The 19,884-nt window shown below is 72.1% G+C and carries 16 protein-coding genes; 5 read left to right on the top strand and 11 right to left on the bottom strand.

What is annotated here, in order from left to right; genetic code table 11:
• Positions 1–20: 20 nt before the first annotated feature.
• Both LADH09A_RS02945 and LADH09A_RS02950 read left to right on the top strand, forming a co-directional pair.
• Positions 21–305 (top strand): hypothetical protein, encoded by a 285-nt coding sequence (locus tag LADH09A_RS02945; protein ID WP_088950844.1) that lies wholly within the window; start codon positions 21–23, stop codon positions 303–305.
• Between the two features lie 98 nt (positions 306–403).
• Positions 404–865, top strand: coding sequence for a hypothetical protein (locus LADH09A_RS02950; protein WP_238643184.1), 462 nt, complete (start codon positions 404–406; stop codon positions 863–865).
• Positions 866–872: 7 nt separating this feature from the next.
• Here the strand turns inward: LADH09A_RS02950 and LADH09A_RS02955 are convergent, their stop codons facing one another.
• On the bottom strand, positions 873–1,751 hold the full coding sequence (locus tag LADH09A_RS02955) for a PASTA domain-containing protein (protein WP_238643185.1): 879 nt from the start codon (positions 1,749–1,751) through the stop codon (positions 873–875).
• A gap of 158 nt (positions 1,752–1,909) precedes the next feature.
• Positions 1,910–2,608 carry a PASTA domain-containing protein gene (locus tag LADH09A_RS02960; protein WP_238643186.1) on the bottom strand — a complete coding sequence of 233 codons (699 nt, stop codon included), beginning with the start codon at positions 2,606–2,608 and terminating at the stop codon, positions 1,910–1,912.
• Between the two features lie 122 nt (positions 2,609–2,730).
• Between LADH09A_RS02960 and LADH09A_RS02965 the strand changes: the two genes are divergently transcribed.
• Positions 2,731–4,113: a hypothetical protein gene (locus tag LADH09A_RS02965; RefSeq protein ID WP_238643187.1), complete on the top strand. Its 1,383-nt coding sequence runs from the start codon at positions 2,731–2,733 to the stop codon at positions 4,111–4,113.
• A 140-nt stretch (positions 4,114–4,253) separates the two neighbouring features.
• Here LADH09A_RS02965 and LADH09A_RS02970 read toward each other — a convergent pair whose 3' ends face one another.
• Positions 4,254–5,732, bottom strand: coding sequence for a glutamate-cysteine ligase family protein (locus tag LADH09A_RS02970; RefSeq protein ID WP_238643188.1), 1,479 nt, complete (start codon positions 5,730–5,732; stop codon positions 4,254–4,256).
• Between the two features lie 289 nt (positions 5,733–6,021).
• Positions 6,022–6,603, bottom strand: coding sequence for a YceI family protein (locus LADH09A_RS02975; protein WP_238643189.1), 582 nt, complete (start codon positions 6,601–6,603; stop codon positions 6,022–6,024).
• Between the two features lie 99 nt (positions 6,604–6,702).
• On the opposite strand from LADH09A_RS02975, the gene LADH09A_RS02980 reads away from it, so the two are divergent.
• Positions 6,703–7,206 carry a MarR family winged helix-turn-helix transcriptional regulator gene (locus tag LADH09A_RS02980; RefSeq protein WP_238643190.1) on the top strand — a complete coding sequence of 168 codons (504 nt, stop codon included), beginning with the start codon at positions 6,703–6,705 and terminating at the stop codon, positions 7,204–7,206.
• 257 nt (positions 7,207–7,463) lie between these two features.
• On the opposite strand, the gene LADH09A_RS02985 is transcribed toward LADH09A_RS02980, so the two are convergent.
• The 3 genes from LADH09A_RS02985 to LADH09A_RS02995 all read right to left on the bottom strand — a co-directional run bounded on the left by LADH09A_RS02985 (position 7,464) and on the right by LADH09A_RS02995 (position 13,014).
• Complete coding sequence (locus LADH09A_RS02985; protein WP_238643191.1) at positions 7,464–10,130, bottom strand: ATP-binding protein; 2,667 nt, start codon at positions 10,128–10,130, stop codon at positions 7,464–7,466.
• 124 nt (positions 10,131–10,254) lie between these two features.
• Positions 10,255–11,403, bottom strand: coding sequence for an acyl-CoA dehydrogenase family protein (locus LADH09A_RS02990; RefSeq protein WP_238643192.1), 1,149 nt, complete (start codon positions 11,401–11,403; stop codon positions 10,255–10,257).
• A gap of 78 nt (positions 11,404–11,481) precedes the next feature.
• Complete coding sequence (locus LADH09A_RS02995) at positions 11,482–13,014, bottom strand: acyl-CoA carboxylase subunit beta (protein ID WP_238643193.1); 1,533 nt, start codon at positions 13,012–13,014, stop codon at positions 11,482–11,484.
• Between the two features lie 168 nt (positions 13,015–13,182).
• Here LADH09A_RS02995 and LADH09A_RS03000 point away from each other — a divergent pair, with 168 nt between their 5' ends.
• Entirely contained in the window at positions 13,183–13,743 is a 561-nt protein-coding gene (locus LADH09A_RS03000) for a snapalysin family zinc-dependent metalloprotease (RefSeq protein ID WP_238643194.1), read from the top strand.
• 60 nt (positions 13,744–13,803) lie between these two features.
• Here LADH09A_RS03000 and LADH09A_RS03005 read toward each other — a convergent pair whose 3' ends face one another.
• The 4 genes from LADH09A_RS03005 to LADH09A_RS03020 form a co-directional block, all read right to left on the bottom strand.
• Entirely contained in the window at positions 13,804–14,715 is a 912-nt protein-coding gene (locus LADH09A_RS03005) for a hydroxymethylglutaryl-CoA lyase (RefSeq protein ID WP_238643210.1), read from the bottom strand.
• Positions 14,716–14,897: 182 nt separating this feature from the next.
• Positions 14,898–16,235, bottom strand: a complete 1,338-nt coding sequence (locus LADH09A_RS03010; RefSeq protein WP_238643195.1) for an acetyl-CoA carboxylase biotin carboxylase subunit — start codon at positions 16,233–16,235, stop codon at positions 14,898–14,900.
• A gap of 72 nt (positions 16,236–16,307) precedes the next feature.
• Complete coding sequence (locus LADH09A_RS03015) at positions 16,308–16,907, bottom strand: TetR/AcrR family transcriptional regulator (protein WP_238643196.1); 600 nt, start codon at positions 16,905–16,907, stop codon at positions 16,308–16,310.
• Positions 16,908–16,990: 83 nt separating this feature from the next.
• A complete protein-coding gene (locus LADH09A_RS03020; protein ID WP_238643197.1) occupies positions 16,991–19,882 on the bottom strand; it encodes a tetratricopeptide repeat protein in 2,892 nt (963 codons plus the stop codon).
• Positions 19,883–19,884: the final 2 nt, after the last annotated feature.

Genomic DNA, 19,884 nt, shown 5'->3' on the forward strand with positions numbered 1-19,884 from the left:
GATCCTCCCCAGGAGCCCATGTGCTTCCCCGCACCGGTGACGTACTGCACGTGACTCGCGCGGCGAGTGTCCAGTTCCTCAGGCCTATCAAGTTCCGGGTGATCCGGGTGCTCGACTGGCCCACCTATGACGGCTGGCTCTGGCTCGACGGATACGAGTTGAACGCCGCGGGCGACGCGGTCAACCGACGTTCGATCTTCGTCCAGCGGGCCGGTCTGGAGCAACTGCAGGCCGCCCCCGAGCCCCGTCCGCACACCGTGCGGGCCCGACGGCCGGTCGCCCGTACCCCACTCCGGGTGGGCTGACCGACCCGATCCGCCGCCGGTGGGCGTGCCGTCGCCATAGAATCGGTACGCCCACCCCGGCACCGTTCCACCCGCGCGTCCAGGACCCTGACCCTGGGATGGTCATGGTCAATCAGCCCGCCCTGCGGCGGCACCACCGCTCCCGTATCGCCTACGCATTCGGCCTACTCGCCCTCCTCGGGGCCATGGCCACACTGCTTGTCCTCTTCCGCGACCCAGCGATGTCGTCCACCCGGCTGACCGCGCCGGTGCCCGCACCGGAGATCACCGTCGTCGACGTCGACCCTCCGTCCGACGCAGATCCATCGGTGCGCGACGAGCCTGGCTGGACCGGCGCCGATGCTCGGAGCAGCCAGGCCGGAGTTGCCGACCCGACCGCCCCGGTGGCCGGCCACGGTGCTGGCGGCCAGTCCGACGGGCGTCAGGAGCTCACCGAAGCAGCTCCGGCCGGGCACACCGCGACGGACGTCCGCCGCTCCCTGTTCTGGTCCGGAATCTTCGGCCTCACCATCTCGCTGGCCGGCCTCGGCCTGGTCGGCACGCGCCGCCGGATGTGGTGACCGCCGCTCACGGCGTGTTCGTCACCGTGGGGCTCGGCGTGGTCGGGCTCGCCCCGGTCGAGGGCCGGGCCTGGGAGATCACCAACAGCACCTCGTCGTCGGTCGACACGGACGTGCCTGCCTCCGGCTCGGTGCCCACCACGGTGCCCGGGGGCAGTTCCGACGGCCGGTAGACCACCCGGTAGGCGAGGCCGAGCCGGTCCAGCAGCCCCTCGGCAGTGGCCTGCGGCAGACCGGTGAGCGGCGGCACCGGCACCTCCTCCGGTGCCGTGGTGGTCGGCGAGCTGCTCGGCGTCTCGCTGGTCGGCGCTGCCGAGGTCGGGGACGCGCTCGTCGGTGCGGCGCTGGTCGCACTGGCGGACGGGGTGGACCGGGGGCTGTCGCGATCCTCTTCCCGGCTGGAGAGCACCAACCAGAGGGCGCCCCCGAGCAGGCCGGCAAGCAGCAGCGCGAGCACACCCCAGAGGATCGGCAGCCACCATCGCCGGCCACCCTGTTCCTCCACGTACCACTCCCCGGCGGGTTCCGCCGACCGGGGCGGTCGGACCTCAGCCCGTCCAGACCACGACGGTGGGGTCGGCGGCGGGCTCGGCGGCCCCGCGGGGATCCGCGTCGTCTGGTCGCTCGCCGCACCCGGAGGTGTACCAGCCGAACGATCAATCGGCATGGTCTGGTCCGGCGACGGCGCGGTCTCGTCCGGCGCGGCGCGGTCGAGCGGCGCGGTCTCGTCCGGCGCGGCAGGCCGAGTGACCGGCGCGGTCTCGTCCGGCGCGGGGGCGGGTTGGGCCGGTGGCGGTGACTCGGACCGGTCGGCGGGCGGTGGCAGGGGACGGGTCCGGTCGTCGTCGTGCTCGCCGGCGGGAGGTTCCTGGCGGTCGTCGCTCATCGCACGTCCCTTCCCGGACCGGACGGGCGTCATGGCCCTCGACCGCCAACCTAGTCGGCCGTACCGCCATCGGTGGGGACCAGCGTGTCGAGCCGCGCCGGGGACGCGGCGCACCGGTCCTCACTGCGGACGCGCGAACCAATCCGCGGTCGCCCAGGTCAGGGGGTGGGTTTCGCGGTCGGCTGTTCGGGGGCGCCCGCCCCACACCAGATGCTGACCTCGTCGTTCCAGCGGGCAGGGCCGTCCTCGGCCGGCTCCTGCCGGGTGACCTTTCCGCTGCGCCCACTGACGTATCGCGGGTAGAGGCCCTCGTCGATCAGCTCGTTGACGGCCTTGTCGCAGTTGTCCCCGACCACGTCGGGCACCTCGGCTGCCGGCGCCGGCCCGGACACCTGAAGCTGCACCGTCGTGCCCCGGGCGACCTCGGTGCCGACATCGGGTGAGGTGCTCTCGACCGTACGACCGGCGCCGCCACCGAAGACCAGCCGCCAGCCCAGCCGCTGCTTGCGCAGCGTGTCCCGGGCCTGCACGAAGTCGGTGCCGATCACCGGTGGCACGGTCAGGCCCGACCCCTTGGTCGCCGTGGCGGAGGTCCGGACGGCCGACGGCGTCGTCCGGCCGGTGCTCGGCCGGGAAGCGGTGGCCCGGCTGGTCGGCGAACCGGTCGCGCTCGCGACCGCCAACGGGTCCCCCGAGGGTGTGCCGTCCTCGCCGGCCAGCAGCCAACCGCCGGTCGCGCCGACCGCAGCAAGCAGCACAGCGGCCAGCCCTCCGCCCAGCAGCACGCTGGCCCGACCGGCACCGCCGCCGTCCTGGCCACCGACGGCATCCTGTCGGCCCGTGTTCGTGTCCGTCATACCGCCCACCGCCTCATCACCGGCGACCGTACCGCCCGCCGCCCAACCTGTTGCGCCGGGCCGCTCATACCGGCGGGTCGTGCGACTCGCCGCGCCGACGACGGGACGTTACGCTGCCCGGCATGGCCAGACAGGGCTGGGGAGTGTCGATCGCCACGGCGATCGGGGTCGCTGCCGGCGCGGGTGCCGCCCAACTGGGCTTCGGCTACGGGCTCGGCGTGATCACCTGGACGCCCACCGACGCCGGTGCCACCGACACCGCCTGGGCGGACGGCCTCGCCTGGGCCACCTGGCTCGCTGCCAGCTCAACGGTCCTCGGCGCGGTCTGCGCGCAGCGACTGCACCAACGCACCGCACCGACGACAGCCGAGCCGCAGGTGACGGCCCCCGCCACCGTGCCGGAGCAGGCGACCCCCGCAGGCGAGGCCTCACCTGCCGTTGACACCAGCGACCCGCAGGCGGGGCAGGTGACTGCGCCCGACGACCGGGGCGGCCTGCTGCGCCGGGTGACCCTCGCGCTCGGCGCCGGGATCGGCGGCCTGGTGACGGTGCTGCTGATCGCCGTACCCGCGCGGGTCGCGACCGGCGCGGACACCGGCGCACCGCAACGGACCGCCGCCGTCCAGGCGACGCTGGGCATCCTGCTGGGCGTACTCGTCGCGATCTGGGCGCTCCGCTCCCGGGCAGCCGCGGTCAACGTGACCGCGACGGCCGCCTGGCTCTGGCTGCTCGCGGTGGTCTCGGTGATCGACGGGGTACGCGTCGGGCGAGGGCTGACCGGCGCTCAACTGGGCACCTGGCAGCTCGACCCGGACCACTCCCGGTACTGGATCGGTGACCAGATCTACTGGCCCGGCGCTCTGCTGGCGCTCGTACCCGCGCTGCTGATCGGTCTGCTGGCCGCCCGTCGGGCCGCCCGCCAGGCTGGGCACCGCGTCGGTGCGGCAGCCTCCGGCGCTGCCGGCCCGGTGCTCGTGGCGCTCGCCTACCTGACCACACTGCCGCACTGGTCCACCCTGGGCCCCGCGCAGTTGTCCACCCAACTGATCGCCCCGTACGCGGTGATCGCCGGGGTCGGCGGCTCGGTGCTGGCCGCCGTCCTGGCCGAGCGAGCCGAACGGCACCGGGCGGCGCACCGGAGCGTGGATTCACCGGCTACGACCACCGACCCGACCTCGACCGTTGCCCCCGAGTTGACCCCGGCTGCCGCCGGTGGGCCGACTCCGACCGCTCGGGCGACCACCACTCCGGTCGCCGAAGCCGATTCCGCGGCACCGGCCCCCGATTCGTCGGCCCGTGGCGCAGGTCGGCGCAGCAGGGCGGACGCGACACCGCAGGCAACCGGGGCGGGCGCCCCGCCGAACGAGGGTGCGACACCCAGGGTGCCCGCACCACGCACGAACCCGGACGTCCCGGTTGTCGCCCCACCCACCACCGACGATCCGACGTCGAGCGCCCGGCGCACCCGCGCAACCCGCCGCGCAACCCGCCCCGCAACAGACTGAAAACGCCCCGCCCACCCGGGCCCGGCCCGCCTCACCCTGTTGACCATGAAGTTGTTGCCCTCCGGACCGGCGTGTCGTGGCAACAACTTCATGATCGACGCGGCGGGACGCGGGTGGGTGGGTTGGGTGGGGTGGGTGGGTTAGGGGACTGGCCAGGTGTGGACGGGGTTGTTGGTGCGTTGTAGTTCCGCGTAGCGCTGGACCATGTGGTGCAGGGCGTCCTTCCGGTCCATGCCGTTCCGCCGCTCCGCCGCCCAGACCGCCTCGGTCTGCCAGACGGCACCGTTGCGGCCGGTGCGGCAGCGCTGCTCGATGATGCCGAGCAGCCGGTCGCGCTGGGCCGGGGCGACACCGAAGCCGTCCAGGCCGAGTGCGGCGGTGGGCAGCAACTGCTCCAGCACCAGCTTGGTCACCGGCACGTCACCGAGCCCGGGCCAGTGCAGCACGGCGTCGAGACCACGTCGGGCGGCGGCGTGGAAGTTCTCCTCGGCGGAGCTGAAGGTGAGTTGGCTCCAGATCGGGCGGTCCGCCTCGGCCAGCCCGCGCGCCAGGCCGAAGTAGAAGGCCGCGTTGGCGAGCATGTCCACCACCGTCGGACCGGCCGGGAGCACCCTGTTCTCCACCCGCAGGTGCGGGCGGCCGTTCATGATGTCGTAGACCGGGCGGTTCCACCGGTAGACCGTCCCGTTGTGCAGCCTCAGCTCCCCGAGCTGCGGCACCCCGCCGGCGTGCAGCACCTCCACCGGGTCCTCGTCCTCGCAGATCGGCAGCAGCGGCGGGAAGTACCGGACGTTCTCCTCGAACAGGTCGAAGATCGAGGTGATCCACCGCTCACCGAACCACACCCGGGGGCGTACGCCCTGCGCCTTGAGCTCATCCGGACGAGTGTCGGTGGCCTGCTGGAACAGGGCGATCCGGGTCTCGGCCCAGAGTTGGCGCCCGTAGAGGAAGGGGCTGTTCGCGCCGACCGCCACCTGCACGCCGGCAATGGCCTGGGACGCGTTCCAGTAGTCGGCGAAGCTGTCCGGTGCCACCTGGAGGTGGAACTGGAGGCTGGTGCAGGCGGCCTCGGGGGCGATCGAGTCGGTGTGTGTCCGGAGCTGTTCGACCCCACGGATGTCCAGCTCGATGTCCTCGCCCCGGGCGCCGACGATCTGGTCGTTGAGCACCCGGTAGCGCTCGTTGGTGGAGAGATTGTCCTCGACCAGGTGCCCCTCGGTGAGCGTGGGCAGGATGCCGACCAGGACGATCTTGGCGTCGGACCTGGCCGCGCGCTCGTCGGCCCGGGAGAGGCTGCCGCGCAGGTCGTGCTCGTAGTCGGCGAAGCCGGTGCCCTCGATCAGTCGGGGCTCGGCGTTGAGTTCGAGGTTGAACTGCCCCAGCTCGGTCTGGAAGAGCGGGTCGGCGATGTCGGCGAGGATCTCCTCGTTGCGCATCGCCGGCTCGGCCGCCGAGTCGACCAGGTTGAGTTCGATCTCCAGGCCGGTCATCGGCCGGTCGGCGTCGAAGCCGAAGTCGTCCAGCATCAGGGCGAAGACGTCCAGGCACCGCCGTACCTTCTGCCGGTAGCGGACGCGATCGTCCCGGGTGAAGGCACCCTGCGAGACGTCCCTGCCCATGTGTCCTCCCGACAACCGGCGCGGCCGGGATCCTGCCGTCCCGAAAGCGCATTGTGAACCATCACGGTAAGAGCGCCCACCTGACCGGGGCCAGAGCCCGACGGCGGTGATCCGACATCGACCCGGGCGGACGCTGCTCGTGGCGGCATCAGTACCCCGTCGCCTGCCGCCGGGACCCGGTAGGGGTGCGAACAACTCGTGACAATTACCACGACGTCGGCGGTTTTCGAGACGACGCAGGGCCCGCGCCGACGTGCGGCGCGGGCCCTGCGTGATGATCCGGGAGGGATCAGGCCTGACGGACGGCCTCGCCCTCGATCTCAATCTTGATCTTGCGGCTGACCAGCACGCCCCCGGTCTCCAGGGCGACGTTCCAGGTCAGGCCGAACTCCTCGCGGTCGATCTCGGTGTGCGCCGAGAAACCGAAGATGTCCTGGCCGAACGGGCTGCGGCCGACACCCTCGAACTCCACCTCGAGCTCGACCGGGCGGGTGACGTCCTTGATGCTCAGCTCACCGGTGAGCACGAACTCGTTGCCGCGACGGGACTTGACCCCGGTGCTGCGGAACTCGAGCGTCGGGAACTTCTCCGAGTCCAGGAACTCGGGGCTGCGCAGGTGTGCGTCCCGGTCGGTCTGGGTGGTGTCGATGCTGGCGGCCTGAATGGTCGCGACGACCGACGACTGCAGCGGGTCCTCGGCGATGGTGATGGTGGCGGTCGCCTCGTTGAACTCACCGCGGACCTTGCTCACCATCATGTGCCGGGCAACGAAGCCGACCCGCTTGTGCGCCACGTCGAGCGCGTAGGTGCCGGCCGTCGGGATGGTGAGGCCGTCCCAGTCGCGGGTAACCGCATCGATGCTGCTGGTCATGCTGCTGTCCTCCAGGAGATTGTTTAGTAGCCCAACGACTGCCTGAGCAACTATAACCGCTGCAATATTCCTCGTGTCAAGTACTGCTACGATGAACCGGTGACCAACGTCTTCGACGATCCCCGGATCACCGCCGTCGGCCTGCTCTTCGAGGCACACGCCGGGCTGTCAGCCCGGTTCACCGCCCAACTCGAAGAGCACGGCCTCTCCGCTGTCGAGTTCGAGGTCATCACCCGGCTGGCCCGCTCACCGGGCAACCAGCTCCGCATGACCGACCTCGCCGCTCAGACCTCACTGTCGACCAGCGGGGTGACCCGCGTGGTGGACCGGATGGAACGCGACGGGTTGCTCACCCGGCGCGCCTGCCCGAACGACCGGCGCAGCTCGTACGCGGTGGTCACCGCCGCGGGGATGCAGCGACTGAACGAGACGCTGCCCGGGCACCTGCAGATGATCGAGCAGTGGTTCACCGGCCAACTCGACCCCGAGGCACTGGCGGCCCTGCTCGACGGGCTGCGCCGGGTCCGCGACGCCGCGCACCCGTGCGCCACCGCAGGCAGCGACGACACCAGCTTCGAGCAGGCCGACGCCAGCCGGTCCTGAGCACGCCCGAGGGTGGGCGAGATGGCAGCACCGGCAGAAAGACCGGCAGAAGTCGTTCCGGCAAGCTGGATGATCCGGGCGAAGCCGGCTTTCTGCCGTCGTAGCGGTGGCAGGCTTCGTGCACCGGGGATCACCGGGGGGTGACGGCGCGGGCGATCAGCGAGGGGTAGCACCAAGGGGGCTCTTCGCCCGCGCCACTCTCTCGCCCCCGGTCATCCTCGGCAGCGTCCCTGGCACGTTTTCTGGCACCTGACCCGTCAGGGCCACTGGGTTGTCGGCCCTTCCCGACCGGCGGTCAACGCGTAGAGCAGGCCCGTTTCCTGCGACAGCAGCTGGATACCGCTCTCCTGGCAGACCCGGTCGAGACGGTCGAGCACTGCCGGGTCGGCAGTGCTCGCGGCCAGCCCCACCAGCGCCTCCACCACGTCGCGGCGATCCTGGCCCACGTCGTCGGCGGCGGCGGCGAACCACTCGGCAGCCAACTCCCGGTCACCCCGGTGCAGGGCGAGATTCCCCTCGATCAACGCGCACAGCCCGGCGTCCGGCCCACCCCAGGACAGCTCCGTGTCACCGGAGCGCGGACGCGGCAGGGCTCGCCCCGACCCGGCCGCCGCAGCCTCGGCCACCCCTGCGCGCAGCTCGGTGAGCACCTCGGTCGCCTCCGCACCACGCCCGTCCTGGGCGAGCGCCAACCCGACCGTCCCGAGCACCCGGCGGCGGTGCCCGGGATCGCCCAGCTCGGAGAACGCCGCCATCGCCCGCCGGCCCTGGTCGACGGCGTCCGCGTACCAGCCCTCCAGGCGGGCGACCTCGGCGCGACTGGCCCAGGCCAGCACCCGCAGCCGCTGCTCCCCGCTCTCGGCGGCGAGTCGATCCGCCGCGGCGAGCCGACGTCGGGCCGCAGCCAGGTCACCCACCCGGATCTCGTGCCAGGCGAGGCTGTTCTGGGCCACCGCCAGGTCGCGGGTCCGCCCGTTGCGGGCAGCCAGCCGCAACACCACCTCGGCCTGCTCGCGAGCCTCGTCCTGCCGACCGACGGAGATCAACAGCGCGCCGAGCACGTTGCGCGCCTCCAACTCCCCGGTGACGTCGCCGGCCTTCAGGAAGGTGTCCAACGCCGCGCGTGCCGTCGGCAGCTCCTCGGCGCCCGCGGCGTGCTCGGCCGCGAGCCGGGCAACCCCGAGCGCGGCCCAGGCACGCAGGACCGGATCGGCGTCGGCGGTACGCGGGTCCGCCAGCAGCCGGTGCAGCCACTGCCGACCGACGACGTCGCGCCCACGGAACCGCCACCAGCGAGTCAGACAGGCTGCCAACCGCAGCGCGGTCAACGGGTCGTCGGTGGCCGCGTGGGACAGCGACGAGCTGATGTCACTGCTCATCTCGTCCAGCCGGTGCACCGCGTCGGGCAACCGTGGGCCGACCAGGTCGACCGCGGTCCGTGCCACCAACCGCGCGATCACCTCCGCGTGCCGCCGCCGGATGCAGGTCAGCTCGCCCTCGCCGGCCGCCTGCTCGACGGCATAGTCACGGACCGCGTCGAGCAGCCGGAACCGGAAGGACCCGGTGCCGCGTACGCTCAGCAGCCCCAGCTCGACGAGCCGGTCCAACAGCGGGACGGGGTCGATCGCCACCGTGCCGTCCCGGTCGGCCTCGTCGGCGAGCATCTCCTCGGCCAACTCCACCGACCAGCGGTTGCCGAACACGGCGAGCTGCCGCAGCGCCGCCCGCTCGGCCGGTGCCAGCAGTCGGTAGCTGGTCGCCACCGCGTCCCGCAGGGTGACCGTGGCGACCGCCGCACGGGTGCTGCCCGGGCCGCTCGCCCCGGGAGTGAGCGTGTCCGGCGCGTCCCAACCGGGGTGGACCGCGGGATCGGCGGGGGTGGCGAGGTCGAGCACCCGGTCGCCGTACCGGTCGAGCAGCTCGGTGAGGTCGAGGAGCCGGCCCCGGGCGGCCATCAGCTCGATGGCCAGCGGCAGCCCTCCCAGACGACGAACCAGCGCGGCGAGGGCCGGCAGCTCGTCGGGCGTGGGTGTCTCCCGGCGGACCTGAGCGAGCCGGGCGGTGAACAACGCGACCGCCGGCCACGATTCGAGCGCGGCCAGCCCGGAGAGTTCGGCGTCCGGTGGCGGCACGTCGAGCGGGGCGACCGGCCAGACCCGCTCACCGGGTAGGCCGACCGGGTGTCGCCCGGTGACCAGCACCCGCAGCGGGGGCAGGGCCGCGAGCAGCCGGTGCAGCGTCGCGGCCACCGGGCCCGGGGCACGTTCCACCGCGTCCATCACCAGCAGCGCCGGCTGCCCGGCGAGCCGGGCCACGAGGTCCGGCAGCCGTGCCGCGCCGAGCACGGACATCGACGCGGCGAGCACGTCCGGCCCGTCCGAGCCCTCGCCGATCAGCACCCCGACCACACCGGCCGGGTGGGCCGAGGCCACCACGTGCGCCACCGACGTCGCCAGGGCGGTCTTGCCGACCCCGGCCAACCCGACCAGGCTCACCAGCCGGGGCCCACGCTCCGCCGTCAGCATCCCGGTCAGCTCGGTGAGGTCACGGTCCCGACCGATCAGTGCTGTCGGTGGCGGGAGGGTTGCCGGTCGGTCGGCCGACGGGGTTCTGCCGCTGACCGCGAGCGCCGTCGAGGTGGTGTCCGATCGGGCCAGCTCACCGGCGGCGCCGCGGGCCGCGGCGAGGAACGCCGACCGGCTGCTGCCGGTCAACGCCAATGCCGAGGCGAGTAGGTCAACGGTGGTGCGCTGGGGCCGGACCGCCCGACCGCGCTCCAGGTCACGCACCGTCCGCACACCCACCCCGGCCCGGGACGCCAGCTCGGCCTGGGTCAGACCGGCGGCGCGGCGATGCTCGCGGAGCAGCTCCGGCAGGGGGGTACGACCAGCCGGGCTCCGGGACCGATCATGATCCGGAGTCATGGGCACGAAGAGTACGGATCGACTCCGACGGTCGGCAGTCGAACGTCGGGCTATTGACGCCCACCCGCCGAAACCCGACAGCCGTACGGGCAGTCCACCCGGTACGGGTGGACGGTGTGATCTCTCAGAGGCCCAGATCGCGAGCGATGATCATGCGCTGCACCTCACTGGTGCCCTCGCCGATCTCCAGGATCTTGGAGTCCCGCCAGAACCGGGCCACCGGGTACTCGTTCATGAAGCCGTACCCGCCGTGGATCTGGGTGGCCTCGCGGGCGTTGTCCACCGCGATCGTGCTGGCGTGCAGTTTGGCGATGGCGGCCTGCCGCTTGAACGGCTCACCGGCCAGCATCCGGGCGGCGGCGTCGTAGTAGGCCAGCCGGGCGGTGTGCGCCTTCAGCTCCATGTCGGCGATCTTGAACTGGATCGCCTGGTTGGCGCCGATCGGCTGGCCGAAGGCGTGCCGCTCCTTCGCATACTTGATCGACTCGTCGACGCAGCCCTGGGCGAGGCCGACGGCCAGCGCGGCGATGGCGATCCGGCCCTCGTCGAGGATCCGCAGGAACTGGGCGAAACCCCGACCCCGCGCACCCAGCAGGTTGGCGGCCGGCACCCGGCAGTCGTCGAAGGTCAGCTCGTGGGTGTCCGAGGCCGTCCAGCCCACCTTGGAGTAGCCCGGCGCCACGGTGAACCCGGGCGTGCCGGTCGGCACGATGATGGTCGACAGCTCCTTGGAGCCGTCCGGGTTCGTGCCGGTCACCGCGGTGACGGTCACCATCGTCGTGATGTCGGTGCCCGAGTTGGTGATGAACGCCTTCGAGCCGTTGATCACCCACTCGTCGCCGTCCAGCACCGCCCGCGTCTGGGTGCCGGCGGCGTCCGAGCCGGTGCCCGGCTCGGTGAGCCCGAACCCGGCCAGCGCCTCGCCGCTGAGCAGCTTGGGCAGCCAGGTCGCCTTCTGCTCCTCGGTGCCGAAGCGGTAGATCGGCATCGCGCCCAGCGAGACCGCCGCCTCCAGCGTGATGGCCACGCTGGAGTCGACCCGGGCGATCTCCTCCAGGGCCAGGCAGAGGGCGAAGTAGTCGCCGCCCATGCCGCCGTGCTCCTCGCCGAAGGGCAGGCCGAACAGGCCCATCTTGCCCATCTGCCGGATCACCTCGTACGGGAAGGTGTGCTGCTCGTAGTGCTCGGCGATGACCGGGGCGACCACCTCGCGCGCGAAGTCCCGCACGCTGTCCCGCAGCGCCGCTTGTTCGTCGGTGAGCCGGAAGTCCATCTCATCCTCCTGTAAGGACGGTCCCGCCCGGCGCTCGTGACGCCAGGACGGGTCGCTGTGGGGGGCCCGGGTCGAGGATCAGACCGGGGTGACGCCGTGCCGGCGGCGGGAGAAGTGCCGATCCTTCGTACGCGCCGCCGCGAAGCGACGGACCAGCTCGGTGCGCAGGTCGTGCGGCTCGACGATGGCGTCCACCACCAGCTCGCTGGCGAGGCGGACGACGTCGATGTCCTGCTCGTACTCGGCCCGCTTGGCGGCGACGAAGGCGGCCCGCTCGTCCTCGTCCGCGATGGCGGCGATCTTGTTGGCGTAGACCGCGTTCACGGCGGCCTCGGCGCCCATCACGGCGATCTTCGCGGTCGGCAGGGCGATCGTGGCGTCCGGCTCGAACCCGGGACCGGCCATCGCGTAGAGGCCGGCGCCGTACGCCTTGCGGACCACCACGCAGATCTTCGGCACCGTCGCCTCGGAGATCGCGGTGATCATCTTCGCGCCGTGCCGGATGATGCCCTGCTTCTCCACGACGCTGCCGACCATGAAGCCGGGTACGTCGCTGAGGAACAGCAGCGGCACGTTGAACGCGTCGCAGAGCTGCACGAACCGGGTCGCCTTGTCGGCCGAGTCGACGAAGAGCACGCCACCCTTGAACATCGAGTTGTTGCCGATCACACCGACGACCTGGCCGTCGAGGCGGCCGAAGCCGATGGTCAGCTCCTTGGCCCAGAGGGCCTGGATCTCGAAGAAGGAACCCTCGTCGAGCAGGCCCTTGACGTAGCGCCGCATGTCGAACGCCTGCCGCTCGCTGGCCGGCACGAGCGCGGCAAGGTCGGCCTTGGCGGGGGCGGCGACGGCCGGCGCGGTCGGCGGCGCCTGCGTCCAGTTCGCCGGGAGGTACGACAGGTAGGTCCTCACCACGTCGAGCGCGTCGGCCTCGGTCTTGCAGAGGAAGTGCCCGACGCCGGATTCGGCGGTGTGCACCTTGGCCCCGCCCATCGCCTCCAGGGTGGTCTTCTCACCGGTGACCATCTCGACCATGCGGTCCGAGCCCAGATACATGCTCGCGTTGCCGTCGACCAGGGCGACCACGTCGCAGAACGCCGGAATGTACGCCCCACCGGCGGCGCTGGGGCCGAACAGCGCGCACACCTGCGGGATGGAACCCGAGGCGCGCACCTGGTTCCAGAAGATCTTGCCGGCGCCACGGCGGCCGGGGAAGAGGTCGACCTGGTCGGTGATCCGGGCGCCGGCCGAGTCGACCAGGTAGACCATCGGCACACCGGCGCCGTACGCCCGCTCGATGATCCGAATGATCTTCTCGACGGTGCGGGCGCCCCAGCTGCCGGCCTTGACGGTGGAGTCGTTGGCCATCAGGCAGACCTGCCGGCCGTCGATCGTGGCGGTGCCGGTGACCACCCCGTCGGCGGGCAGCCCGTCGGCCATCGTGTTGGCGTAGAGCCCGTCCTCGACGAACGAACCCTCGTCGACCAGGAGCGCGACCCGCTCACGGGCGAAGAGCTTGCCCTTGGCCGCGTTGGCCGCGTGGTACTTGTCCGCGCCGCCGGACCGGGCCCGCTTGCGCAGCTGCTCCAGTGCCTCACCGTCGAGCGTCACGCCGACTCCCTCGCCATAACGACCTGAACGATCGTTAGGCTAGCGCATCAGCACGACCGTCGGCGACCCACGGGCGGATCAGATGGCGAAGCCTGACGCAAGACATTGAAAAACATGAATGCTTATCGCTAGGCTCCTGGCACCCCTCCTCCCGGATTGGAGTCAGCGATGACCTCACGACTCAATCGGCTCGCGGTCGCGTTCCTCGCGACGGCACTCGCAACCGTCGGCGTCACGGTCGCCAACCCCGCACCCGCGTCCGCCGCCATGACAATCTGCTACAACACCAGCCAGGCGGGAAGCTACGCCAGCGTCGCCAACCAGGCCGCCTCGATCTGGAACAACGCCACCGTCAACCTGACGCTCTCCGCGAACTGCGGCTCCAACCTGCGGATCTACCGGATCACCGGCGGCGGTTCCTACGCCGTGCGGACCAGCCTCGGCAACGGCCGGGTCTACATCGACACCCAGCAGGCCGCCCAGTACAGCGTGCTGCGGATCATGACCCACGAGATCGGGCACATCCTCGGCCTGCCCGACAACTACAACGGCAACTGCGCGCTGCTGATGTCCGGCGGCAGCGCCGGCACCAGCTGCACCAACGCCTACCCGAGCACCGCCGAGGCGAACCGGGTGAGCAACCTCTTCGCCGGCACGTTCAGCGCCACCGACCGCAGCGCGGACGTCTTCCGCGACAGCTGGCCGAGCGTGCTCACCCCGGTGGGCTGATCGACCGGGTACGTCGGAGGGGCCGGCATCGCGCCGGCCCCTCCCCGCGTCCCGAACCGCTCAGCCCGGCATCGGCGTGAGTCGGGTGCGTGGGCCCGCCCGCAGCACGCCGGACGGCAGTTTCTTGCCGAGCAGCTCCTCGGCCAGCTCCGCCGCCTCGATCAGGGCCGCCAGGTCGATCCCGGTGTCGACGCCCATGTCGTGCAGCATGTGCACGGCCTCCTCGGTGGCCAGGTTGCCGCTCGCCCCCGGCGCGTACGGGCAGCCGCCCAGGCCACCGACGCTGGCGTCGAACTCGGTCACCCCCAGCTCCAGCGCGGTCAACAGGTTGGCCAGCGCCGTACCCCGGGTGTTGTGGAAGTGCAGCAGCACCGGCACGTTCGCGTTGCGGTCGCGTACCGCGGTCAGCAGCTCACGGACCCGGCGTGGAGTGCCCATGCCGGTGGTGTCGCCGAACGCGACCCGGTCCGCGCCGTCGCGGACCACCCGGTCGACGATGCCGGCCACCCGCGCCGGGTCGATGTCGCCCTCGTACGGGCAGCCGAAGCTGGTCGCGACGATCACCTCCACCCGCGCCGACGCGCCGTGCAGCAGGTCGATCAGCTCGGCGATGTCGTCCAGCGACTCGTCGGTCGACCGGTTGACGTTGCGCCGGTTGTGCGTGTCGCTGGCGGAGACCACCACCTCGATCTCGGTGAAGCCGGCAGCGAGGGCCCGCTGGGCGCCCCGGGTGTTCGGCACCAGCGCGGAGTACCGCACCCCGTCGGCCCTCACCGCCCGCTGCCACACCTCGTCGGCGTCGGCCATCTGCGGGATCGCCTTGGGGTGCACGAACGAGACCGCCTCGATCCGACGTACGCCGGTGGCGGAGAGGGCGTCGAGCAGCCGCACCTTGGCGTCGGTCGGGATCGGGTCCTCGTTCTGCAACCCGTCGCGCGGCCCGACCTCACGGATGGAGACGGAATCTGGCAGTTGACTCATCGGTCACCTCGCTGTGACGTCGGATCGGGACAGCATGTCGGCCCCTTTGCTCTGCTGCCCTATGTGCGACGGCTACTGTCCGTCATCGGGCAACCGCTGTCGCCTATAGGTAAGCAGAGCAAAGGGCGGACGAACCAGTCCTGCCTCCCCCGCAGGGGCGACGGACTGGCCGGTCAGCGCATACGGGAGACGATGCCGGTGTCGTAGGCGCCGGAGAGGAACTCGTCGTTCGTCAGCAGCTCGGCGAAGAACGGGACGTTGTTCTTCGGGCCCTCGATCTGGAAGGCGGCGACCGCGGCCCTCGCCCGTTCCAGCACCTCGTCGCGGGTGGCGCCGCTGATGATGAGCTTGGCCAGCAGGCTGTCGTAGAACGGGGTGACGGTGTTGCCCTCGGTGTAGCCGGAGTCGACCCGGACACCCTCGCCGGTGGGCTCCACCCAGGTCCTGACCACGCCGGGGCCGGGCAGGAAGCGCTTCGGGTCCTCGGCGTTGATCCGCAGCTCGATGGCGTGGCCACGCGGCGTCAACGCGTCCGGGTCGAAGGTCGGCGCCAGCCCCGACGCCACCCGCAACTGCTCCTCGACCAGGTCGACGCCGTAGACGTACTCGGTCACCGGGTGCTCCACCTGGAGGCGCGTGTTCATCTCCAGGAAGAAGAACTCGCCGGTGGCTGGATCGAGCAGGCACTCCACGGTGCCCGCGTTGCGGTAGCTGACCGCCTCACCCGCGCGAACCGCCGCCGCCAGGAGGCGAGATCGCAACTCCGGCGACACCGCCGGGGACGGCGACTCCTCGACCAGCTTCTGGTTGCGTCGCTGCACCGAGCACTCCCGCTCGCCGAGAGCCACCACCCGGCCGTCGGCCAGACCGAGGATCTGCACCTCGACGTGGCGTACCCGGGGAAAGTACCGCTCGATGAGCACCGAGCCGTCGCCGAACATCCGCTCGGCGAACGCGCGCACCTTGTCGTACTCGGTGCGCAGCGCGGCCTCGTCGACGGCCACGCCCATGCCCATGCCGCCGCCACCGGCCGCGGCCTTGACCATCACCGGGTAGCCGATCCCGGCGGCGGCCGTCACCGCCGCGTCCAGGTCGGCAGCCGGGTCGGTGGTGCCGGGGGCGACCGGGACGCCGGCCGCCGCCATCAGGTTCCGGGCATTGATCTTGTCGCCCATCGCGGTGATCGCGTCCGCGTCGGGCCCGACCCAGATCAGGCCGCTCGACTCGACGGTACGGGCGAACTCGGCGTTCTCCGACAGGAAGCCGTACCCGGGGTGGATGGCCCGCGCACCGGTCGCCTTCGCGGCGGCGAGGATCGCCTCGGCGTTGCGGTAGCTCTGCGCCGGGTTCGGAGGGCCGATCAGGACGGCCTCGTCCGCCTCGGCGACGAACGGCAGGTCGGCATCGGCCTCCGAGTACACCGCGATCGCGCGGATGCCGAGCCGCTTGGCGGTCCGGATGATCCGGCGGGCGATCTCGCCCCGATTGGCGACCAGCAGTGACTCGATCATGTTTCCTCCCGGCGTCCGGATGGTGGGACGGTAGTCAGGGAATCATGACCGACGGGCTTCTGACGAGTCGGGCTAGGCGAGCAGCGCGGCCAGCGTCGCGCCGCGCAGCAGCTCGGCACGACGTCGGCGGTCCACCTCGCCACCGAGGAACGGGGTCGAGTTCATCAGGCCGAACGCGGCGTGCGCGATCACCCGCGCCTCACCGTCGGGCATGCCCGGGTGCAGTGCGGTGAGCACGGTCACCCACTCCTCGACGTAGAGCCGTTGCAGGCGACGGATCCGCCGTCGCGGCTCCTCCGGCAGGCGGTCCAACTCGTGCAGGTGCAACGCGATCACCGCCGGGTTGGCCAGCGCGAACTCGACGTGGAAGTCGATCAGCGACTCCAGCACGCCCCGCGGGTCGTCCGGGCGGCCGGCGGCCCGTTCCCGCCCACCGGCCAGCAACCCGTCACTGACCGGGATCAGCGCGGCGGCCAGCATGGCCTCCTTGCCGGCGAAGTGGTGGTAGAGCGCCGGACCCGTGACCCCCGCCGCCGCGCCGATGTCGTCCATCGACACACCGTGGTAGCCACGGGCGGCGAACAGACCGACCGCGATCTCCAGGATCTCGTCCTTGCGGGACCTGCGCCGGCCCGTACCCGCCGCACCCCGTGCCTGCTGCTCCACCGTCACCGGGCAAGCGTAGACCGCGACGCGAGCACGGGGGGCCGCTGGTTACCAAGCGCTTGGGCACACCTCGGCGCTGGTGGGTGCGCTCAGTCGTCGTCCGGGTCGAGGTCGTGCTCCGTCCGCAGCACGGCGGCCTCGGCCGGCCGGTCCAGCAGATCCAGGGCACGGGCCAGGAGCCAGGCGGTCTGGCGGACCGGCTGCGAGTCGGCCGGCAGCCCACCGAGGACACGCCGCAGGAGCGGCTCCGCCTCAGCCGGCCGTTCCAGTCGAAGCAACAGCTCACCGGTGAGAACCTCCACCTGGACGGCCTCACCGAAGGCCTCGATCGACCGCAGCCGGTCGGGCACCCCGGTGAGCCGCGCCAGCGCCTCGTCCGGCCGGCCCTCGGCCGTCAGCACCCGAGCCCCGGCCTCGGCGGCCATCGCCAGCTCGTACGTCACCGGTGGCTCCGGCTGCCCGGCCAGCGTCGCCGCCAGCGCGTCCACCTGCTCGACGGCCCGAATCGCCGCCGGCCGGTCGTCGGCCCAGAACCAGGCGTACGCCTCCCGCCGACGCGCCCGCAACTCGTCCAGAGGCATGCTGCCCAGCCGGTACGCCGAGGCGGCTGCGGCAAACCGCTCCGCGCCGGCCGCGTCCCGGTCCGCGTCGTAGAGGATGCCTCCGGCCTCCTCCAGCACCTGCGCCCGATACGGGAGGTTGTCCGGACCATTCAGGTTGTCGGCCAACTGCTCCAGCAGGGCCAGCGCCGGGTCGATCTCGCCGAGCCCGGCGTACACGCCGGCCAGCAGGTGCCGACAACGGTCCGCCTCGGCCTGGGCGCCAAGCCGGTCGAAAGCGAGGAGGGCCTCCTCGGCGACCTCGGCCGCCTCGCCGAGCCGACCCACCACCCGGTACGCGTTCGCCAGCTCCCAACGCAGGAACGCGTCCCCCTCGGCACCCCGCTCCACGCAGAGCGTCACCGCCTCGATGAAGTCGTCCACCGCGTCGGCGGCCCGGCCTGCGGCGAGCAACGCGCGGGCCCGGGCGACGCGAACCGGCAACTCCGCGTCCGCCGATGCCGACGACAGTGCCTCGTCGCAGGCGGTCACCGCGTCGGCCGGGTCGTCCACCGTTCGGGCGTACGCCAGGCAGGCCGCCGTGACCAGCTCACCGACGCCCAGTTCACGGCCGATCCGACGGGACTCGGCGGCGGCGGCGCTCGCCTCCTCGACACGGTCGGCCCGCTCCAGCAGGTGCGCCCGGTGCAGTGCGACCCGGGCCGCCAGGTATGGATCGCCCCCCGCGTCGGGCGGCACCCGGTCCAACGCCGCGAGCGCGTCGTCCCAGCGTTCCCGATGCAGCAGCGCCAACGCCACCCGGTCGTGGGCGGCGGCCCGCTGCCGGGCGTCGCCGTCGCGGTCCAGAACCTCGGCTGCCTTCTGGACCAACGCCAACCCCTCGTCGGCGTCGTCGTCGGACCGGGTCAGCAGCACGCCGAGCCGCCCGGCGACCACCTGGGCGGACAACTCATCGCCCGCCGTCCGGTACACCTCCAGTGCCGCCCGGTTCATCTCGATCGCGCCCGGGATGTCGTCCGCGTCGCCGCGCTCGGCCGCCCGCATCGCCAACCGGTGGGCGACCGTACGCGGGGACAGCTCGGCCGAACCGAACCGCTCGTCGTAGGCGGCCAGCACCGCGCGGAACGTGGCCGGGTCGTGCCGACCCCAGCGCTGCTCGGCGAGGTTCAGCAGCTCGTCCGGCCCGGCGTCGGCGGGCACCGCCACGGCGACCGCTTCGGACCTGCCGGCGCGCACCGCGTCGCGAGCCGCCGCAGAGGCCCTGCTCGGGGGAGTGGTCGACTCACCCTCGCTCGGGCGGGGCGGGCGGCGGCGGACGCTCGCGGACAGCGGCAGGTGCTCACCGCGCGGCCGCACAGTGAGCCGGCGGGCGATCCACTCGGACTGGTGGGTGGTGCCGTTGCGGGCGTCGAAGCGCTCCGCCAGCCCGGTCGCGGTCCGCGTCAGCTCGTCGGCGAGCACCGACGCCGACACCTCGCCGGCCGGTCGGCCCTCGGCAGCCCGGCGGTACAGGGTCGTCTCGCCGCTCCGAGCGGCCTGGCGCAGCGCGGCGGCGGCCGTCGCCGCGAAGTGCATCGCGGCGGCCGGCGACGGTGCCCGGTCCAGCCAGTCCAGGTGCCGTTCGACCAGCTCCACCGCCCGCGCCTCGTTGCCGGTCACCGTGCAGAACTCGACGTGGTCGCCGATGTCCCACAGGTCGGCGAGGTTGCCGCGCAACCGGCGGTACGCCTCCCGGTGCGCGTCCCGCGCCGACTCGTCCCGCCCGGTCCGCAGGTACGGCAGGAGCAGCGCGGTGAGGATCGCCTGCGGCTGCTCGTTGCAGGTGAGCCGGCCGGCGAGCACCGGCTCGGACAGCGTCACCGCCTCCGCGTCCCGCCCGGTCTCGGCGAGGTAGTTCACCTGGCTCGTCGGGTCACAGCCGGCGCAGTCGGAGAGTTCGTCGCGCGGGGTGGTCTGCCAGAGCCGGTACCAGTGCGCGGCCGCCTCGGCGTCGCCCACGTGGTTGGCGACCCGGAACCGATTCTTGTGGACGGCCTGCAGGCTGTGCCCACCGGCCCGGTAGCGGCGTTCCATGTCGTCCAGCACGGCGTACGTACGGTCGAGTGGCACCTCCGGGAAGTTCAGCAGGCCGTTGACCATGTACTTGAAGTGCCAGAGCAGGTTGTGCAGGTGACGCTGGTGGTAGGGCTGCGGATCCTGGTCGAACTCGGAAAGGCACCAGGAGAAGGTCACGAAGGACTTTGCCGGCTCGCCGCCGTAGATGTAGCCGGTGGTGGCCTGCATCCGGGTGACGAAGGCAAGGTGCCGGTCGTCGGCGGCGTCGACCCGACGCAGCAACTGCTCCAGCGCGGCGATCTGCCCCGCCCCGTACGGCATGTCGGCGATGCCGCGCAGCACCCGCCACAGATCCTCGTCGCTCATGT

This window comes from Micromonospora cabrerizensis (genome assembly GCF_022230955.1).
Lineage (GTDB): Bacteria > Actinomycetota > Actinomycetes > Mycobacteriales > Micromonosporaceae > Micromonospora > Micromonospora cabrerizensis.

Excerpts from the sequence above, each read along its gene's own strand:
- LADH09A_RS02950 (WP_238643184.1), top strand. The coding sequence starts at position 404 with ATGGTCATGGTCAATCAGCCCGCCCTGCGGCGGCACCACCGCTCCCGT.
- LADH09A_RS02955 (WP_238643185.1), bottom strand. The coding sequence starts at position 1,751 with ATGAGCGACGACCGCCAGGAACCTCCCGCCGGCGAGCACGACGACGAC.
- LADH09A_RS02960 (WP_238643186.1), bottom strand. The coding sequence starts at position 2,608 with ATGACGGACACGAACACGGGCCGACAGGATGCCGTCGGTGGCCAGGAC.
- LADH09A_RS02965 (WP_238643187.1), top strand. The coding sequence starts at position 2,731 with ATGGCCAGACAGGGCTGGGGAGTGTCGATCGCCACGGCGATCGGGGTC.
- LADH09A_RS02970 (WP_238643188.1), bottom strand. The coding sequence starts at position 5,732 with ATGGGCAGGGACGTCTCGCAGGGTGCCTTCACCCGGGACGATCGCGTC.
- LADH09A_RS02975 (WP_238643189.1), bottom strand. The coding sequence starts at position 6,603 with ATGACCAGCAGCATCGATGCGGTTACCCGCGACTGGGACGGCCTCACC.
- LADH09A_RS02985 (WP_238643191.1), bottom strand. The coding sequence starts at position 10,130 with ATGACTCCGGATCATGATCGGTCCCGGAGCCCGGCTGGTCGTACCCCC.
- LADH09A_RS02990 (WP_238643192.1), bottom strand. The coding sequence starts at position 11,403 with ATGGACTTCCGGCTCACCGACGAACAAGCGGCGCTGCGGGACAGCGTG.
- LADH09A_RS03000 (WP_238643194.1), top strand. The coding sequence starts at position 13,183 with ATGACCTCACGACTCAATCGGCTCGCGGTCGCGTTCCTCGCGACGGCA.
- LADH09A_RS03010 (WP_238643195.1), bottom strand. The coding sequence starts at position 16,235 with ATGATCGAGTCACTGCTGGTCGCCAATCGGGGCGAGATCGCCCGCCGG.
- LADH09A_RS03020 (WP_238643197.1), bottom strand. The coding sequence starts at position 19,882 with ATGAGCGACGAGGATCTGTGGCGGGTGCTGCGCGGCATCGCCGACATG.